This window comes from Bacillus sp. PS108, from assembly GCF_037963335.1.
In the GTDB taxonomy this organism is placed as follows: Bacteria; Bacillota; Bacilli; order Bacillales; family Bacillaceae; genus Bacillus; species Bacillus subtilis.
Genome location: NZ_CP150155.1, coordinates 302,999 through 318,714, shown reverse-complemented (window position 1 = coordinate 318,714; position 15,716 = coordinate 302,999). Strand labels below are relative to the sequence as shown.

At 45.3% G+C, this 15,716-nt stretch carries 16 protein-coding genes; 3 read left to right on the top strand and 13 right to left on the bottom strand.

The window, feature by feature from the left end; translation table 11 throughout:
- Positions 1–28: 28 nt before the first annotated feature.
- Genes opuAC through opuAA form a run of 3 tightly spaced genes read right to left on the bottom strand, consistent with a single transcriptional unit; the run spans position 29 to position 3,016 of the window.
- On the bottom strand, positions 29–910 hold the full coding sequence (opuAC, locus tag NSQ16_RS01725) for a glycine/proline betaine ABC transporter substrate-binding protein OpuAC (RefSeq protein ID WP_003234700.1): 882 nt from the start codon (positions 908–910) through the stop codon (positions 29–31).
- The gene (opuAB, locus tag NSQ16_RS01720) at positions 910–1,758 is read right to left on the bottom strand and encodes a glycine/proline betaine ABC transporter permease subunit OpuAB (protein ID WP_003234703.1); all 849 of its coding nucleotides are present in this window, start codon (positions 1,756–1,758) and stop codon (positions 910–912) included. The genes opuAC and opuAB overlap by 1 nt, the downstream gene beginning before the upstream one ends.
- Before the next feature lies 1 nt (position 1,759).
- Positions 1,760–3,016, bottom strand: coding sequence for a glycine/proline betaine ABC transporter ATP-binding protein OpuAA (gene opuAA / locus NSQ16_RS01715; RefSeq protein ID WP_024571578.1), 1,257 nt, complete (start codon positions 3,014–3,016; stop codon positions 1,760–1,762).
- 289 nt (positions 3,017–3,305) lie between these two features.
- Between opuAA and NSQ16_RS01710 the strand changes: the two genes are divergently transcribed.
- Both NSQ16_RS01710 and NSQ16_RS01705 read left to right on the top strand, forming a co-directional pair.
- Positions 3,306–3,608, top strand: coding sequence for a metalloregulator ArsR/SmtB family transcription factor (locus NSQ16_RS01710; RefSeq protein ID WP_010886398.1), 303 nt, complete (start codon positions 3,306–3,308; stop codon positions 3,606–3,608).
- 68 nt (positions 3,609–3,676) lie between these two features.
- Positions 3,677–4,849 (top strand): MFS transporter, encoded by a 1,173-nt coding sequence (locus NSQ16_RS01705; protein WP_003246304.1) that lies wholly within the window; start codon positions 3,677–3,679, stop codon positions 4,847–4,849.
- Positions 4,850–5,101: 252 nt separating this feature from the next.
- Here the strand turns inward: NSQ16_RS01705 and niaP are convergent, their stop codons facing one another.
- The 7 genes from niaP to NSQ16_RS01670 all read right to left on the bottom strand — a co-directional run bounded on the left by niaP (position 5,102) and on the right by NSQ16_RS01670 (position 11,870).
- Complete coding sequence (gene niaP, locus NSQ16_RS01700) at positions 5,102–6,304, bottom strand: niacin permease NiaP (RefSeq protein WP_003246397.1); 1,203 nt, start codon at positions 6,302–6,304, stop codon at positions 5,102–5,104.
- Positions 6,305–6,425: 121 nt separating this feature from the next.
- On the bottom strand, positions 6,426–7,517 hold the full coding sequence (locus NSQ16_RS01695; RefSeq protein ID WP_003234715.1) for a toxic anion resistance protein: 1,092 nt from the start codon (positions 7,515–7,517) through the stop codon (positions 6,426–6,428).
- 15 nt (positions 7,518–7,532) lie between these two features.
- A complete protein-coding gene (locus NSQ16_RS01690) occupies positions 7,533–9,146 on the bottom strand; it encodes a YceG family protein (protein ID WP_003246317.1) in 1,614 nt (537 codons plus the stop codon).
- Positions 9,147–9,230: 84 nt separating this feature from the next.
- Positions 9,231–10,004, bottom strand: coding sequence for a TerC family protein (locus NSQ16_RS01685; RefSeq protein ID WP_003246458.1), 774 nt, complete (start codon positions 10,002–10,004; stop codon positions 9,231–9,233).
- A 50-nt stretch (positions 10,005–10,054) separates the two neighbouring features.
- Entirely contained in the window at positions 10,055–10,633 is a 579-nt protein-coding gene (locus NSQ16_RS01680; protein WP_003241242.1) for a TerD family protein, read from the bottom strand.
- A 34-nt stretch (positions 10,634–10,667) separates the two neighbouring features.
- Positions 10,668–11,249 (bottom strand): TerD family protein, encoded by a 582-nt coding sequence (locus tag NSQ16_RS01675; protein WP_003234723.1) that lies wholly within the window; start codon positions 11,247–11,249, stop codon positions 10,668–10,670.
- A gap of 21 nt (positions 11,250–11,270) precedes the next feature.
- Positions 11,271–11,870 carry a TerD family protein gene (locus NSQ16_RS01670; RefSeq protein WP_042977278.1) on the bottom strand — a complete coding sequence of 200 codons (600 nt, stop codon included), beginning with the start codon at positions 11,868–11,870 and terminating at the stop codon, positions 11,271–11,273.
- 283 nt (positions 11,871–12,153) lie between these two features.
- On the opposite strand from NSQ16_RS01670, the gene NSQ16_RS01665 reads away from it, so the two are divergent.
- Positions 12,154–13,149, top strand: coding sequence for an LLM class flavin-dependent oxidoreductase (locus NSQ16_RS01665; RefSeq protein WP_230488366.1), 996 nt, complete (start codon positions 12,154–12,156; stop codon positions 13,147–13,149).
- A gap of 37 nt (positions 13,150–13,186) precedes the next feature.
- On the opposite strand, the gene znuB is transcribed toward NSQ16_RS01665, so the two are convergent.
- From znuB to NSQ16_RS01650, 3 genes are read right to left on the bottom strand one after another with little or no spacing between them, the layout of a single operon-like run.
- Positions 13,187–14,029, bottom strand: coding sequence for a zinc ABC transporter permease ZnuB (gene znuB / locus NSQ16_RS01660; RefSeq protein ID WP_230488367.1), 843 nt, complete (start codon positions 14,027–14,029; stop codon positions 13,187–13,189).
- Positions 13,987–14,682 (bottom strand): zinc ABC transporter ATP-binding protein ZnuC, encoded by a 696-nt coding sequence (gene znuC / locus NSQ16_RS01655; RefSeq protein WP_014475714.1) that lies wholly within the window; start codon positions 14,680–14,682, stop codon positions 13,987–13,989. Before znuC ends, znuB begins: the two co-directional genes overlap by 43 nt.
- A gap of 54 nt (positions 14,683–14,736) precedes the next feature.
- Positions 14,737–15,681 carry a metal ABC transporter substrate-binding protein gene (locus NSQ16_RS01650; protein WP_230488368.1) on the bottom strand — a complete coding sequence of 315 codons (945 nt, stop codon included), beginning with the start codon at positions 15,679–15,681 and terminating at the stop codon, positions 14,737–14,739.
- Positions 15,682–15,716 lie beyond the last annotated feature (35 nt).

Here is a 15,716-nt window from a genome sequence, read left to right as displayed (position 1 = left end):
GCAGCCTGGCTACAGGCTGCTTTCTTCATTATTTATTCAAATCTTCAATTGAGTTGACATTTTTCATATATTGAGGAACAACAAGCCCCATCTTCACACCCGTCATACTGGTGCCAATATCATCATATTTGCCTTTATATTTAGCGGCGTATGCTTTATGGGTATTCGGCAGCCATGCGGAAAGGGATGCATCCGCACTTCCCGTTGCAATTGCAGTCCACATTGGCCCAGCCTCTACCTGAGTAAGTGTTACCTCATAGCCCAAGTCTTCTAAGACTTTGCCTATGACGTTTGTACTTGCAATCTCACTGTCCCACGCCACATAGGCAAGGTTGATTTTGTCTCCCTTCACCTTTTGAACGCCTTTTGTCCATTCGGCAATCTGATCCTTGTGTTTATTCACGTACTCAGCAGCAACTTTGGCAGGTTTCTCGCCTTCTTCCACCTTGATCATGATTTCGCCCATTTCGTCCTGCGTCCATTTAAACTGGCTCAGAAGCTTTGCGGCATTCGGCTGTTCTTTGCTGAAGCCTTTGCGTGTGATCGTATGGATTTCCTCTGCGCTGCCATAAGATTGTTTCGGATCATCGAGATATTTCAGCTTATATCTGGAGAACATCCAGTGCGGTGTCCATCCTGTAATGATAATCGGTTTCTTACGGTCGTATGACTTTTTAAGCGTAGCGGTCATCGCAGCACTTGACGCTGAAATCAATGTCCAGTCATTCAGGTCATAATCCTTCATCGCTTTGTCAGTCAGGGACATAATCCCTGAACCGGGGTCAATCCCGATGATGGTCTTATTCACCTGTTCTGCTGCGGATGCATTTTCATCGTTTTCTGAACCGCAAGCCGCAAGTGAGAGCGCCAGCATGGCGGAAACGCCGATGCCGATGATTTTTTTAAGCATCAGGCATTCCCCCTGCTTTTCTTCTTCACTTTAATATTTTGAGTAATACGGTCCAGGGTAATGGCAACGATAACGATGGCGATACCAGCCTCTACTCCGACCCCGGTTTTCAGCTGTGTAACGGCACTGTATACTTCAGAACCAAGTCCCGGTGCACCGACCATTGCGGCGATAACAACCATTGATAACGCAAGCATGATGCTCTGGTTAATTCCGGCCAAAATCGTTTTTGTCGCAAGCGGAAGCTGAACTTTAAACAAACGCTGAGCTGTTGTAGAACCGAATGCCTCAGTCGCTTCAATCAGATCCGCCGGCACTTGTTTAATACCGAGAACAGTCATGCGGATTGTCGGCGGCATCGCGAAGATAACAGATGCAACAACACCCGGCACAACACCGATGTTAAAGAAGAAAATCGCCGGCAATAGATATACGAAAGCAGGCATTGTCTGCATTAAATCAAGAATTGGCGTTACAATACGGCGAACCGTTTCTTTCTGAGACGCCCAAATTCCAATCGGAACCCCGACCACAATCGAAATAATCACAGATGTCAAAACAAGCGCCAATGTTTGCAGCATTGGGTCCCAATATCCTAAATAATCGATCAGGAGGAATCCAATCAACGTAAATAACGCAATTCCCCTTGTACTGATCCACCACGCAAGTGCGGCGAAAATAATCGTTAACAAAATAGATGGAATAAATCCAAGACCGGTGACAATTCCATTTACAAAAGCGGCCAATCCGTTTGCAATTCCGTCGAAGAATCCGCCAAACGTCATCGTAATCCAGTCAACAAAACGGTCAATGATATCTGCTAAAGGTATTCTAGGCAGTCTATCCATCTTACTTCACCTCCTGTACAGAAGGATCTTGTGTTTGTTCGCCAGTGCCTTCAGCGTTGATATACTCGTTATTGCCGGCAAGTGCGCCAATCAGCGCGCCTCTTACGACAATTCCTTTCATTCTTTGCTTCTCATCCACAACCGCAATTGGAATATTCGCATCGGACACAACGTCAAAAATCTCAGTCAGATACGTATTCTCTGGTACAGTCGTAAATTCTGTATTCAAGATGTCTTGAAGTGACAAATCAGACTCAGCCGCTTTTTTCGCATCAGACGCATAGATAACACCTAATAATTTCTTTTGTTTATCCACTGCATAAATTGAAGATATTCCAAGGTTTTTCATCAGTGTCAATGCTACGCGAGGCCCTTTATCAATCCGCACTGTTTCAGCGCGTTTCATAATGTGGCCTGCTGTGAGGACTTTAGACAAATCAACATCTTCGACGAATTTCTCAACATATTCGTTAGATGGATTCATCAGGATTTCTTCAGGCGTGCCGATTTGAACGATGTTGCCGTCCTTCATTAGGACAATTCTGTCGCCGATCCGCAACGCTTCGTCCAAGTCATGCGTAATAAAGATAATTGTTTTTCCGACATTATCGTGAAGATCAAGAAGCTCATCCTGCATATCTTTACGAATCAGTGGATCGAGCGCACTGAACGCTTCGTCCATCAGAAGGATGTCCGGGTCATTCGTCAACGCGCGGGCAAGGCCGACACGCTGCTGCATCCCGCCGGAAAGCTGGTCGGGATATTGGTGTTCAAATCCTTCCAGTCCAACGAGCTTAAGAGACTCAAGCGCTTTTTGCTGCCGCTCTTGTTTGTCTACACCTTGAAGCTCCAGTCCGTATTCTGTGTTTTCAAGTATCGTTCTGTGCGGAAACAGAGCGAACTTTTGGAAGACCATGCTGATTTTTTTCCGGCGGACTTCCCGGAGCTGGTCTTTTGACATATTTGTTATCATGTCACCATCAATGTAAATATTTCCGGCAGTCGGTTCAATAAGCCGGTTTAACATCCGTACTAAAGTTGATTTACCGCTCCCTGATAGACCCATGATGACAAATATCTCACCATCATATACTTCAAAATCTGCCTGATTAACCCCAACGGTTGATCCGGTTGCTTTCAGGATCTCTTTTTTTGTCTTTCCGTTGGCAAGCATTTGAACTGCCTTCTTTGTTTGTTTCCCAAAAATCTTAGAGACTTTCTCGACTTTTATCTTAATTGGTTTCTCATCTACACTCATATTTTCCCTCCATATTAAGCAATCTTTATTACCGTAACATTTATGTAACTTCCCACACAAACAGCATATTCTCTTTTATTCTGTACCATTTCTTTATAAACATCCATGTGACCACATGATCTTATTTATGCTTCTAAATGCTCTGTAATCCTCCTATATGATTGTATTTTACGGGTGATTTTTCTCCTACCTTTAGTTGAAAACGCTTTTATTGGAATTGAATTCCTCCTTCCTCTTATGACTTCCTGCTCCTTTACTGGAAAAATAAGTTGCTTTTTCAACACCCATTATGTATTATAGTTTCATGACTATGAAACAATCAGATGATCAAATCAGAGCGCAAATTTTTAAAGCACTGTCTGATGAATCAAGGCTTGCCATTATTCGTACGCTTTATGTCAGCGGAAAAGAACTCAGCTGCGGTGAAGTAGGTGAAAAGTGCAATATTGTCAAAACCACGGCATCTTATCATTTTAAAACGCTGCGTGAAGCGGGATTGACGGCAACCCGGAAAGATTCGCGGACAAAATACGTCAGTCTGCGTGAAGACACATTTCAAACATACCTGCCTGGCTTTTTGGAAACCCTCTAACAAAGGGTTTTCTCTATACATATCTGTTTCATAGTTTTAAAGTTATAAAACAATAGGAGTGATAAAATTTGAATCGCATTTGGCTTTTCTTCAGTGTCATGTTTGTCATTGGCACGGATACCTTTTTGCTTTCGCCGCTTCTCCCCCTTTTACAGGATCAGTTTCATGTCTCTACTGATTTGTCAGGCTGGATGGTCAGTGCTTATGCACTCGGTTATGCACTCTTCGCTTTCATTGCAGGCCCAATCTCAGACCGGCTGAACAGGAAAACAGTCATGCTGTGGGGACTTGCAGGCTTTATCGTATCCACATTTTTATGCGGCATCGCTCCCTCTTTTGCCGCCATGTGCCTGTTCCGTTTTGCCGCAGGCGTTAGCGCTGCGTTTGTGACGCCTCAAATTTGGGCGTCCATCCCAGTCATTGTCCAGCCTTCTCAGATCATAAAAGGCATGGGGATTGCGACAGCAGGTTTGGCCGCTTCACAAATGCTCGGACTTCCTATTGGAGGGTTTCTCGCTTCCTTTACATGGCATACGCCATTTTTCGTTTTGTCAGCGTGCTCGCTTATTCTTCTATTGATCCTGGCGGCGGTCATGCCTGGCATCCGGCCTTCTGAACCATTGGCGCGCCCATCAATTGTCAACCCCTATCGGGAGCTTTTTTCATTGCCGAAAACATCGGTCATTCTGCTTGCCTATTTTCTGTTTCAAACCGGAAACTTCGCATCGTTCAGCTTTCTGGGTACTTGGCTTTCCGCGGATTATCATTTAACCGTGTCACAAATTGGCGCAGCTATGCTTGTACTCGGACTGGGAAATATGCTCGGGAGCCTTATCGGCAGCCGGGTTTCAGAAAAGCTGGGCATGTTTAAAACACTGATCAGCGGGATGCTGCTAATGGGCGCTCTCTATTTCGCTCTTCCGTTCTTTCCAAACTTGTTTTTAGTAGAAGCCGGCTTTTTTCTCACGTTCTTTACAGCTGGCATCATCTTTCCGTTAATGATGGGTGTCTTTCAATCCATTGCACCAAATGCGCGAGGAACCATCGCTTCCCTTTCCAATGCCGCTATGTATGCCGGAACCACTGTCGGTACAAGTATTGCAGGTTTTTTATATCAAAGCACACAGCATTTCGGAGCTGTCACAGGATTTACTGCCATTCTGTTCATACTTTCTATGACGCTCTACCAGACAATCAGTAAAACCGGGAAACGCCAATCCACAGCCCGGGCGCAATTGTAAAAAAGCACCTCATTCAAGAGGTGCCTCAGATTGTTGACAAAATCTTTTCAGCGTGATTGAAAACCCTTGAAGTCTAGGAAGGACGAGCATAGGAGCGGACATTCACAGGATGTGATGACGACGGCGTTTAGGCAGGACGCCTGAGAATTTAGCCGTTGATCCACTTCGCATTGAGCACCGAAGCGCAGTCCTGACAACGAATGCGAGGGTTTGTCGACACGCTGAAAGCACCTCTTTTAAGAGGTGCTTTTCCTATTCTAGCTCAGTTTGTTTCGTTTCTTTCCCCATAATCAAAATACAAGCAACCGCAAGTAAGATTGCAATGCAAAAGATTGAAAAGATGACCGAAAACGAAATATGACGGGCTGCCAGGGTTCCGACGAGCAAAGGCCCGAAGATGCCGCCGATTCTTCCAAACGCTGCTGTCGTTCCTGAACCTGTTGCTCGAATCGCAGTCGGGTATTGCTCCGGGGTATAAGCATACAGCACGCCCCACGCACCGAGATTGAAAAACGATAACAGCACTCCAGCCGTAAGCAGAAGACTTAAGGAATCCGCCGTTCCGAAGAAATAGGCGCTTCCTGCTGTGCCAATCAAGTAAACGACGAGTATCCACTTCCGGCCCGCTTTTTCAATCAGCCATGCGGCAGAGAAATAGCCAGGTAGCTGAGCAAGCGTCATCAGCAGGACATATTCAAAGCTTTGAATCATGCTGAAGCCTTTCAGCAGCATGACACTCGGGAGCCATAGGAACATGCCGTAATAAGAAAACACCACACAGAACCAAACGATCGACAGCATCACCGTCGGCCGTATATACTGTCTTGCCCAGACGCTTTTTACATTCTCCCACATCGACCTCTTTTTGGCAGAAAGCGATTCATATTTCGGCGAATCAGGTAGACTCGTCCGCAGGTACAGCGCATAAAAAGCAGTCAGCGCAGTTAACAGAAGGGCAGCCTGCCAGCCGAAGCTTGGTATCACAAAGTAAGAAATCAAGGCCGCTGCGAGCCAGCCCACGGCCCAAAAGCTTTCCAAAAGCACAATCACTCTGCCCCGCTTTTCAGGCACAACCGCTTCCGAAACGAGTGTTGAAGCGACTGGAAGCTCGCCGCCAAGTCCCATACCAATCACGAAACGAAGGATTAGAAATGCCGATAAGCTCGTCACAAAAGCGGAAATGCCGCTTCCGATGGAAAAGCATAAAAGGGTGATGATGAACACTTTTTTGCGGCCGATTCGATCAGCAAGCAAACCAAACAAAAACGCACCCGCAGCCATGCCGATGGAATTGACGCTTCCGATCCATTTCATTTCTTCGGGCGACAGATTCCACTCTACATGGAGCGCGGCGATAATAAACGATAATATTCCGACATCCATTGCATCAAACAGCCACCCCAAACCGGCGACGCCCAGCAGTTTACGCTGGGATATAGGCTGTTGTTTTCCCATTGCCAACACCTCTGATATGCAAAATGATTACCGTTTAAGTTTACACCTGTCTTTACACATTGTCATTAACTAAATGATGTAATTGAAATACCCCGCTTATGTTCCACAAGCGGGGTTTTTATTATTGCTGCAATGCTGCTTTTTTAATATTATCCTGAAGCTGGGCAATTCGTCTCGCGCCGTCTTCGCGGAGGCGCTTGTTTTCTTCTTCGATTTGTTTTGTTTCCTGCATGCCGCTGACAATCGTGTTCCAAGACGATTCAATCGTTTCAATATCTATGCTCGGTCTGCCGGCCATTCTCGCAATTTCAACACTTTGGCTCGAGATGTTTTCAGCATTTCGTTTCAGCATCTCGTTTGTCCGGCGGTCAAGCTCGCTCATGGAATCAGCCACAAGCTTTTGCCGCTTTACCGTAACAGCCTGAATAATGCCGTTTTTGAAAATCGGAATGGTAATGATAAACGCGGAGTTGATTTTCCCGATCAGCTTTGCATTTCCTCGCTGCAGGAGACGGATTTGAGGTGCGGTTTGAAGCGCCACCATCCGTGCCATGTCAAGATCATACACCCGTTCCTCAAGCGCCTGAATGCCGTTGCGCAACGTATCGAGCTGCATTTGCGCCAGCTGGTTCCCGCTTGCCGCTTTTTCCTCATATGAAGGAAGGATCGACTGCATCTCTTCCAGTTTCATCTGCCCGGCAACGACGTATTTTTCAAGCTCCATATAGTATTTGATATTGTTTTCATACATTTCATCGAGCGTGTAGTTCGTCTTCGTCATCTCATCTTTGTATTTTGAAATCTCAACGTGGATTTTTTCAATCTCTCCGCCAAGCGTCTGATACTTTTTAAAGATTTTTTCAATCATGCTGCCGCCGCGTTTGAAAATTTTCGCCATTAATCCCTTTGGCTCATCAAAATCATTTTTGTCGAAGCGGTCCATGATTTTCCCAAGCTGAGTCAGCATTGTGCCGGAGTCTGTCACGCTTGTTGTTTTCATCATCCCCAAGATGCGGTCAGAGAACTTGGATATTTCAACGGCCGGCTCCTTGCCGTACTCAAGCAGCTCCATTTGGTTTTTGACGTCAATTTGTTGAGCAAGCCGCTTCACTTCTGGTTCCTGACGGAGCTGAAGACGGATATCGTCAGCTTTTTGCTGGGAAATCTCTTCATTTTTATCGAGAACAAGCGGATTTTGATTTTCTGTTGTCATGCTTTTCTTCTCTCCTTATTTTTGGGTAATGGTTCTGAAGAGCCTTTTCACAAGCGAAGGCTCTTTGTAGTCCTGCTGAAACACCATGTCATCCAGCCAGTGGATATCATACTGATCCTCTTCAATAAACTGCTCAATATCTTGGTGTCCGGGCGGATTATAAATGATGATATCGATTCCGATTTCATTCAGGAACAGCAGGGCGGCAGCATCCGAACGCGTGAGTCCGCCGCTCATTTCCGTATGATATAAAACGAGTTTCGGAACGGTTTGCGCATAGTCGAACATTTGAATCAATTTCAGCAGATTAGCAGGCAGGTTTGTTGTTTGTTTAAACAAATAGATTTGAACATCCTTGACTTGTTCCTGATGCAAGGCTTTAAGCCGCGGGTACCTGCACATTCTCGAAATCGTTTTGGCAATGGCAGTCTGAACGCCCGCCGGCAGCTGTTTGTACTGCCACACATTGCTTGCCATCAGCTTGTCCGGATCAATGTTCCCTTCTTGATCAAGTGCGTGGCTGTAGTGAAATTGATAGTTCGACTTTATTTCTTCTGTAAATGGAAAGCTTCTGACCATTTCTGTTTCCTGATAATCCGCTAGAGTATGAAGCCTGTTCCAATATTCCTTATTGTCTTTCGACACGCCCATAATTTTGGCGAATACATTCGGAATCTCAATGGAATGTTTATCAGCTTTGAAATTCGGCCGAATAAAGGCGCGTTCTTTCGTGATTAAAAACAATTCATCATAGGTCGTTTTCAGCGTAACGGACACCGGTGTGTGATCTCTGAACTGCCACGGCTTATATAGCATGGATTCCTCGTGATTCAGCACATGTTCAATTTCCTTTGTTGAGCGGTAAGCCACTGTTGATTTCCGGTCTGGTTTTTCTTTCGGAAACGGCTGAAGCTCCGAAACATCCGGGAGCTTTTCCGTAAAACCGAGCTCCTGCTTCGGGTCGACAAGCGCCAGCTGATCCGTTCCCGCCGGATGGAACAGCAGTACATCACAGCCGACCAGCATCAGATAATATAAGAAATAGAGCTGGCTTTTCGTCGCATCTCCATACCAAACAACCTTCGGCATCTCCCGCTCTATATCGGTTTTTTCCAGCCAAGGGTTCAGATGGTTTAAGGAAAACTTCGAGACATCAAGCAGCACTCTGCGAAAATCAGGATGATTCAGCCCCTTTTCATGACTGTCCGCAAAGGTATGTAAAAGCGTCATCAACGCTTTTCTTAAATGGCGGTGCATCAAGGGATTTGAGTGCTTCGCAATCAGCTTTTCCCCGTCCAGAAAGGCAACAAAGCGGCTGACTGACAGCCCTTTTTCTTTCTGATTGATGGAATGAATATGCTGAAGCTTTTGAAATGTTTCCGGTTCGATTGTTTTATCAAGCGTTTCACTCAAAATCGTTATGCGGTCGTTTACAGACAGCTCATACAGCTCGTTATAGTAGTCCGTCTCATCAATAGGCGTGCCCAATATCTGACCGGCAAGACGAGAAAAAGAAAGGCCTTGTGCAGTTTCATAGTGATCCCGCTCCGGCAATGGCTGAAACAGCAGGCTTTTCCAATCGCCATCAGCCGGAAGTGCTTTATGAATGGTTAGTTCTTCTTGTCTCATCATATCCTCCTTTCCGGTTTGTCATTGAAACGATATTTCGGTAACAAAAAAGGAAGGACATTGAACCTCCCTCCTTGTTTTGTTTTATTCTTCTTTTGAAGCGGCTGTTTGTTCGCGCACCTGCTTTTGTTTATTGATGTAGTGAATGATCAATGTTACCGCAAATGCAGCGATAATGATAATGAAGAATACAGAGTGCGGCATTTCGTAATGGAAAGCGCTCCCCGCCATTTTCAGCGCGATAATGCCGATTAAGACGAATGCTGTGTTTTCCAGCTCAGGAATTTTATCAATCAGCACAAGGAACACTTTTGCCACTGTACGCATCATTAAAATACCAAGCATACCGCCAATCAGAAGCACCCATACTTTTTCAGATACTGCAAACGCGGCCAGGATGCTGTCCACAGAGAAGGCAAGATCCATTAATTCTACTGAAATGACAGTCGCCCAGAAGATCCCGAACGTGCGGACCATCCAAGAGTTTTTCTTCATGCCGTCCGCTTCCTCTTCTTTTTCGCCTATCCAGAAGTGCTTAATGACGAGCCAAGCCAGGTAAAGCGCGCCAAGCACCTTGATCCACCAGAATTTAATGAGAAGCATACCGAGCCCGATGAAAATAAACCTGAAAATATAAGCTCCAAACAAACCATACGTTAACGCTTTTTTCCGCTGTTTTTCCGGCAGGTGTTTAACCATGACCGCAAGAACAAGCGCGTTATCGGCCGATAAAAGGCCTTCCAGAACAACAAGGGAACCGATCAAACCCCAGGAAACAGGATCAGTCAGAACTTCCCCCCACATTTTCCAATCGAAAAATGAAGCATACGTAGACAAAATATGATGTAAAAAGTCCAAGTTTTTTCCTCCTATAATTTGAAACGGTGACTTCTCTATTTGTCACTCGCTTACACTTGCAAACCGTAATTCCGGCACAATGCAGCCAGCCCGCCGGAAAATCCGCTGCCGATTGCATTGAATTTCCACTCGCCGCCGTGTCTGTAAAGCTCACAAACGACAACAGCTGTTTCAATGGAGAAGTCTTCTCCCAAATCGAAGCGAAGAAGCTCATTCTGCGTTTCTTCATCCACAACGCGGACAAATGCATTGGAAACTTGTCCAAAGTTTTGGCTGCGTGCTTCAGCGTCGTGAATGGTCACTGTGATGCCGATTTTCTCAATGTGAGCAGGGATTTTTGAGAAATCAACGATAATCTGCTCATCATCTCCGTCGCCCTCACCCGTGCGGTTGTCACCCGTATGGATGACACCGCCGCTCGGATGTTCAAGGTTATTATAGAAGACGAAATCGAGATCATTTACGCAGTTATCATGCGCATCAACTAAAAAGGCCGAAGCATCCAGGTCAAAATCGTGTCCGCCGGAGTACTTGTTTGTATCCCAGCCTAAGCCGATCACCGCTTTAGTCAGTCCCGGATTTGTTTTTGTTAAATCAATGCGCTGTCCTTTTGATAATTGAATGGCCATACTGCCTCTCTCCTTTCTGCTCTTCGTATTTGTCTTAACCGACTTGCAAACCGTAGTCTGTTGCAATGCGGGCAAGGCCGCCTTGGTAGCCTGAGCCGATTGCTGAGAATTTCCACTCGCCGTTATGTCTGTAAAGCTCCCCTGCAATGATTGCCGTTTCAATAGAGAAATCTTCTGCAAGATCGTAACGGATGAGCTCTTCATTTGTTTCTTCATTTACGATGCGGACAAACGCGTTTGATACTTGTCCAAAGTTTTGGCTGCGCGCTTCTGCATCGTGAATGGTAATAACAAATGAGATTTTATCAATGTTTGCCGGTACAGCGCTGAGATTTACTTTTACATTCTCATCGTCGCCTTCGCCAGCACCAGTCAGGTTGTCGCCTGAATGAACGACTGAACCGTTGCCGCCTTCAAGCTGGTTGTAGAAAATAAAGTCGTTTGGTGACGCGCATTTGCCTGCGGCGTCTAACAGAAACACACTTGAGTCAAGATCAAAGTCGTGCCCGCCGTCATACTTGTTCGTATCCCAGCCTAAACCGACAACAACCTTTGAAAGACCCGGATTTGTTTTTGTTAAATCTACTTTTTGTCCTTTTGCCAATGAAATTGTCATGTTTCATCCACTCCTTTTCTTTTATACGTATCGGCTGATAATATCTTCTAATCTCGTATCGTTCGTGCCTTCACCGATCGCCGCAAACTTCCACTCACTGCCGCTGCGGTAGATTTCTGCTGTAATCAGGCTTGTTCTGCCGGCGTAATTGTCTCTCAAATTGTACTTGAGCATTTCCTCGTGATTAGATTGATCAACTACGCGGATAAAAGCATTTTGAATCATGCCGAAATCTTGTTTTCTTCTGACACAATCGTAAATGTTTACTACAAATACAAGCTTATCGATGTTTGCAGGCACTTTATCTAAATCTATCATAATTTGCTCGTCATCGCCCGCACCGTCACCCGTCAGGTTGTCGCCTGTATGCTGTACACCGCCGCAGCGGCTTTTCAGGTTGCCGAAATAAATCAGGTTTTTCTTATCGGTGAATTTTCCGTTTTCCAGCATCAGCACTGAAGCGTCACAGTCGATATTCGGACCGCCTCCGCCAAGCAGTTTGCTGAAGAATCCTCCGCCTGAGGACACTGGGTCCCAGCCGAGACCGACCATCAATTTTGACAGACCGGCTTTTCCTTTTGTTAAATCAATTCGTTGACCTTTTTCTAAAGAAATTGCCACACGATTCACTCCTACTCATCAAAATGTGAAGATAGTCACATTTATTTTTACGCTCACAAGGAAAATAAGCCGTAAATTACTAATATATACGTTTGTTATTATATCAAAGTTTCGTAAAAGTTAAGAATAATTGACGAAAAACCTCGAAAAAAAACTTCCATATTTGATATATGATTTGCAAATGCTATAAAGTGCGCTTCTTAAACAAACCATTTGACGCGGGCAAGTCATTTTGCCTATTCTGGTGTCACCATCTAAAAACAGACAGAAAGGAAGCGGCCTTTTGATTCATTTAAGCATACTTGATCAGGCACCTGTTTCTAAAGGAGAGAGCCCTGTGACAACTCTTCAGCATTCGGTTGAGCTTGCCCAATTAAGCGAAGAGTGGGGCTATAAGCGTTATTGGTTTGCCGAGCATCACAGCACGAAAGGACTGGCAAGCACAGCGCCTGAAATCATGATCGCCCGCATCGCAGCACAGACAAACACAATTCGTGTCGGATCAGGCGGCGTGCTTCTGCCCCAATACAGCCCATTTAAAGTGGCTGAAACCTTTCGCCAGCTTGAGGCCCTGTATCCAAACCGGATTGACCTCGGCGTCGGTCGTTCCCCCGGCGGCACGACAAAAACCAGGATTGCGTTAACGGACGGGGTGAAAAAAAGCTTAACCGAATTTAACAGACAGCTGCAGGATGTCTCTTATTTTCTAACAGATTCCCTTCCTCCCGACCATCCGTATGCCGGAATCAAAGCGGCACCCCTTATTGACACTGCACCCGAGCTATGGGCGCTTGGTCTTGGTGAAAACAGCGCAAGACGCGCGGCGCACCAGGGGATTGGATATGTGTTTGGGCATTTCATTAATCCCGAGCGAGGAGAAAATGCATTCCGCATCTACCGGGAAAGCTTTCGGCCCTCAGCCCATTTTTCGAATCCGTCCGCACTGTTTACGATTTTTGTCATTTGCGCGAAAACAGATGAAGAGGCAGAAGAACTCGCATTAAGCCAGGATTTGTGGCTTCTTCGCGTCGGAAAAGGCTTGGACAGCCGCGTGCCAAGCATCGAGGAGGCGAAAGCCTATCCCTACACAGCGTCCGATAAAAAACTCATAGAAGAAAACAGAAAGCGGATGGTGATCGGTTCTCCAACCACTGTCAAACAACAGCTGTTAGACCTCACAGGCCGCTACGAAACAAATGAAATCATGGTTCTGTGCAATGTGTTTGATTTTGAGGCGAAAAAAGAATCTTATGAGCGCCTTGCCGGATTGTTTCTATAAAAAAAGCAGTTTTCCCTAGGGAAAACTGCTTTTCATGTTATCGGCTCCTTTTTTTGCGCTGAGCTTCTTTTTTGATAAACGTCCAAACTCCCTGAACTGCAAATCCGATTAATAGCAAAACGATCAATAGCAGGGTAATAGACGGACCTGGCGGCGTCCCGAGCTGATAGGATGATGTCAGTCCCGTAAATACGCTGAATAATGAAATGAGTATGGCTGTAATGAAAACCATGTTAAAGCCTTTTGCAATTCTGATGGCGAATGCTGCCGGCAATACGAGCAGGGCCGATACAAGAAGGACCCCGATGATCGGAATAATGACTGAAATCGCAAGGCCTGTGACAATACTGAATGACAACGAGAGAACGTTTGTATTGATTCCCGATGTTTTGGCTGTTGCTTCATCAAACGTCAGCAGGTAGAGCGGCCTTCTCAGTACGATAAAATAAAGCAGGATCAGCAGTGTGATAATACTGATAATATAGACCTGCTGCTGGTTTACTGTCACAAGCGATCCAAATAGGTATTGATCGATGCTCATACTGGCTGTGCCTTTGGAAAGGCTGATTAAAAACATCGCGAAGGACAAACCAGCTGCCATTAAGATGGCAATGGACACTTCTGAATAAGTCCGATACGCCCGCCGCATGTATTCAATTCCGATCGCGCCGATGGTCACGACGACTATGCTTGCTGCGGTTATATTGGTGCTGAGAAAAAAGCCGATGGCAACACCTGACAATGAGATATGTGAAAGTGTGTCAGCCATTAAGGCCTGTCTTCTGAGAACGAGATACACTCCTAGTATCGGAGCCATGACGGCGATCATGCCGCCTGCTAGAAAAGCTCGTCGCATGAATTCCAAGTCAAACATTTCCATCCGCCTTTTTCTCCTCTCTCTAATCGAATCACTTTATCTAAAAATTGCTGTACTTCGTTTTGTTCGTGAGTAACCATCACAACTGTGCGGTTGTGATTTTTCACAAGGTGATGCATAAATTCGTAAAATCCTTTTCTGCTGTCGTAATCAACAGCTGTCGTCGGTTCGTCCAGCATCAGCAGATCCGGGTTGCTGGCGAGCATTCTGGCGATACAGATTTTCTGTTTCTGTCCGCCTGATAAATCACCGATTTTACGATGACGGAGCTCCCACATTTCCACCATTTTCAGTGCTTTTTCTACTTCAAGATGATCTTCTTCATTTAAACGTTTAAACCATTTCCCTTTTGTATAGCGGCCTGACTGAACAAGCTCCAGCACCGTGCTCGGAAAGCCGGCATTAAATGAAGAAATTTGCTGCGGGACGTACCCTATGGTCAGGCGTTTCCCTTCTGTATTCCTTTTACTGATCGTCACTGTGCCTTCCCACGGTTTCAGCATGCCGAGCATTACCTTTATGAGCGTCGATTTAGAGGCGCCGTTTGGTCCAGTGATGCCGACGAACTCACCGCTTTCAATATCAAGTGATACTTTATCTAAAACAGGCGTATGGGAATAGCCGAAAACGATATCTTTCAATGAGACGAGATTCATGTTAATCTTCCTTTCTCACAAAGAAATAGTGTGCACCCTCCGGCGCACACTATCTTATGATTTAACCAATAGTGAATCTTTCAGGGCATCGAGGTTTTGTTTCATAATGTCGATATACCCTAAACCTTTATCCTGTTCTTCTTTGCTCAAGCCTTCCAGTGTATTCAGCACTTCTGTCTTTGCGCCGATTTCACTGGCGAGCGTATCTGCGACCTTTGAGGATGCAATTTCTTCAAAGTAAATAACTTTTACATTATGTTCTTTGGCATATGTTTTCAGCTTTGCCAAGCTGGCTGCGCTCGGTTCTTGGTCAGGTGACAGCCCTGCAATCGGAACCTGCTTCAAGCCGTATTCTTTTGCCAGATAGCCAAAAGCTGTATGCTGCGTGATAAATTCTTTTTTCTCCGCTTTTTTTGCGGTTGTACGATATAGTTTATCAAGATCCTGCAGTTTTGCAATATATTCTTTACTATTTTTCTCATAGTATTCTTTGTTATCCGGGTCCTGCTTCACGATTTGCGCTGTAATATTTTTAACTTCCTTCTGTGCCAGAACAGGGCTGAGCCATACGTGAGGGTCCATTGCATGACTGTGCTCATGCTCTTCGTGTTCTTCTTCAGAGCCTTCCATTAAATCAATGCCTTTGCTTGCATTAACGAAAACGGCATGGCCTTGGCCCATGCTTTTTTCAGCTGACGGAACCCATGTCTCCATGTATTCACTATTATAAACGAACAAATCAGCATCCTGAATGTTGGCAATGTCTTTCGGCGTCGGTTCCCAATCATGCGGTTCAACGGAAGATGGGATTAACAGATCCACATCGCCTTTGTCTTTTACAATTTGTTTTGTGAATTCATACATCGGGTAGAACGTTGTGACAACGTGCAGTTTATCATCCTTTGAATCCGCCGACCCTTTTGTTGATGAGTTGCCGCATGCTGCAACTAATAAAAAGCACGCTGCAATCACAAACAAACCGCTCCATTTTTTAAACATATCGTATATCCCCTCTTTTTCAGTAACTTTAAATC

Excerpts from the sequence above, each read along its gene's own strand:
- NSQ16_RS01675 (WP_003234723.1), bottom strand. The coding sequence starts at position 11,249 with ATGACAATTTCATTGGCAAAAGGACAAAAAGTAGATTTAACAAAAACA.
- opuAA (WP_024571578.1), bottom strand. The coding sequence starts at position 3,016 with ATGAGTGTAGATGAGAAACCAATTAAGATAAAAGTCGAGAAAGTCTCT.
- NSQ16_RS01710 (WP_010886398.1), top strand. The coding sequence starts at position 3,306 with ATGTATTATAGTTTCATGACTATGAAACAATCAGATGATCAAATCAGA.
- opuAB (WP_003234703.1), bottom strand. The coding sequence starts at position 1,758 with ATGGATAGACTGCCTAGAATACCTTTAGCAGATATCATTGACCGTTTT.
- NSQ16_RS01695 (WP_003234715.1), bottom strand. The coding sequence starts at position 7,517 with ATGACAACAGAAAATCAAAATCCGCTTGTTCTCGATAAAAATGAAGAG.
- znuB (WP_230488367.1), bottom strand. The coding sequence starts at position 14,029 with ATGGAAATGTTTGACTTGGAATTCATGCGACGAGCTTTTCTAGCAGGC.
- opuAC (WP_003234700.1), bottom strand. The coding sequence starts at position 910 with ATGCTTAAAAAAATCATCGGCATCGGCGTTTCCGCCATGCTGGCGCTC.
- NSQ16_RS01690 (WP_003246317.1), bottom strand. The coding sequence starts at position 9,146 with ATGAGACAAGAAGAACTAACCATTCATAAAGCACTTCCGGCTGATGGC.
- NSQ16_RS01680 (WP_003241242.1), bottom strand. The coding sequence starts at position 10,633 with ATGGCCATTCAATTATCAAAAGGACAGCGCATTGATTTAACAAAAACA.
- niaP (WP_003246397.1), bottom strand. The coding sequence starts at position 6,304 with ATGGGAAAACAACAGCCTATATCCCAGCGTAAACTGCTGGGCGTCGCC.
- NSQ16_RS01650 (WP_230488368.1), bottom strand. The coding sequence starts at position 15,681 with ATGTTTAAAAAATGGAGCGGTTTGTTTGTGATTGCAGCGTGCTTTTTA.
- znuC (WP_014475714.1), bottom strand. The coding sequence starts at position 14,682 with ATGAATCTCGTCTCATTGAAAGATATCGTTTTCGGCTATTCCCATACG.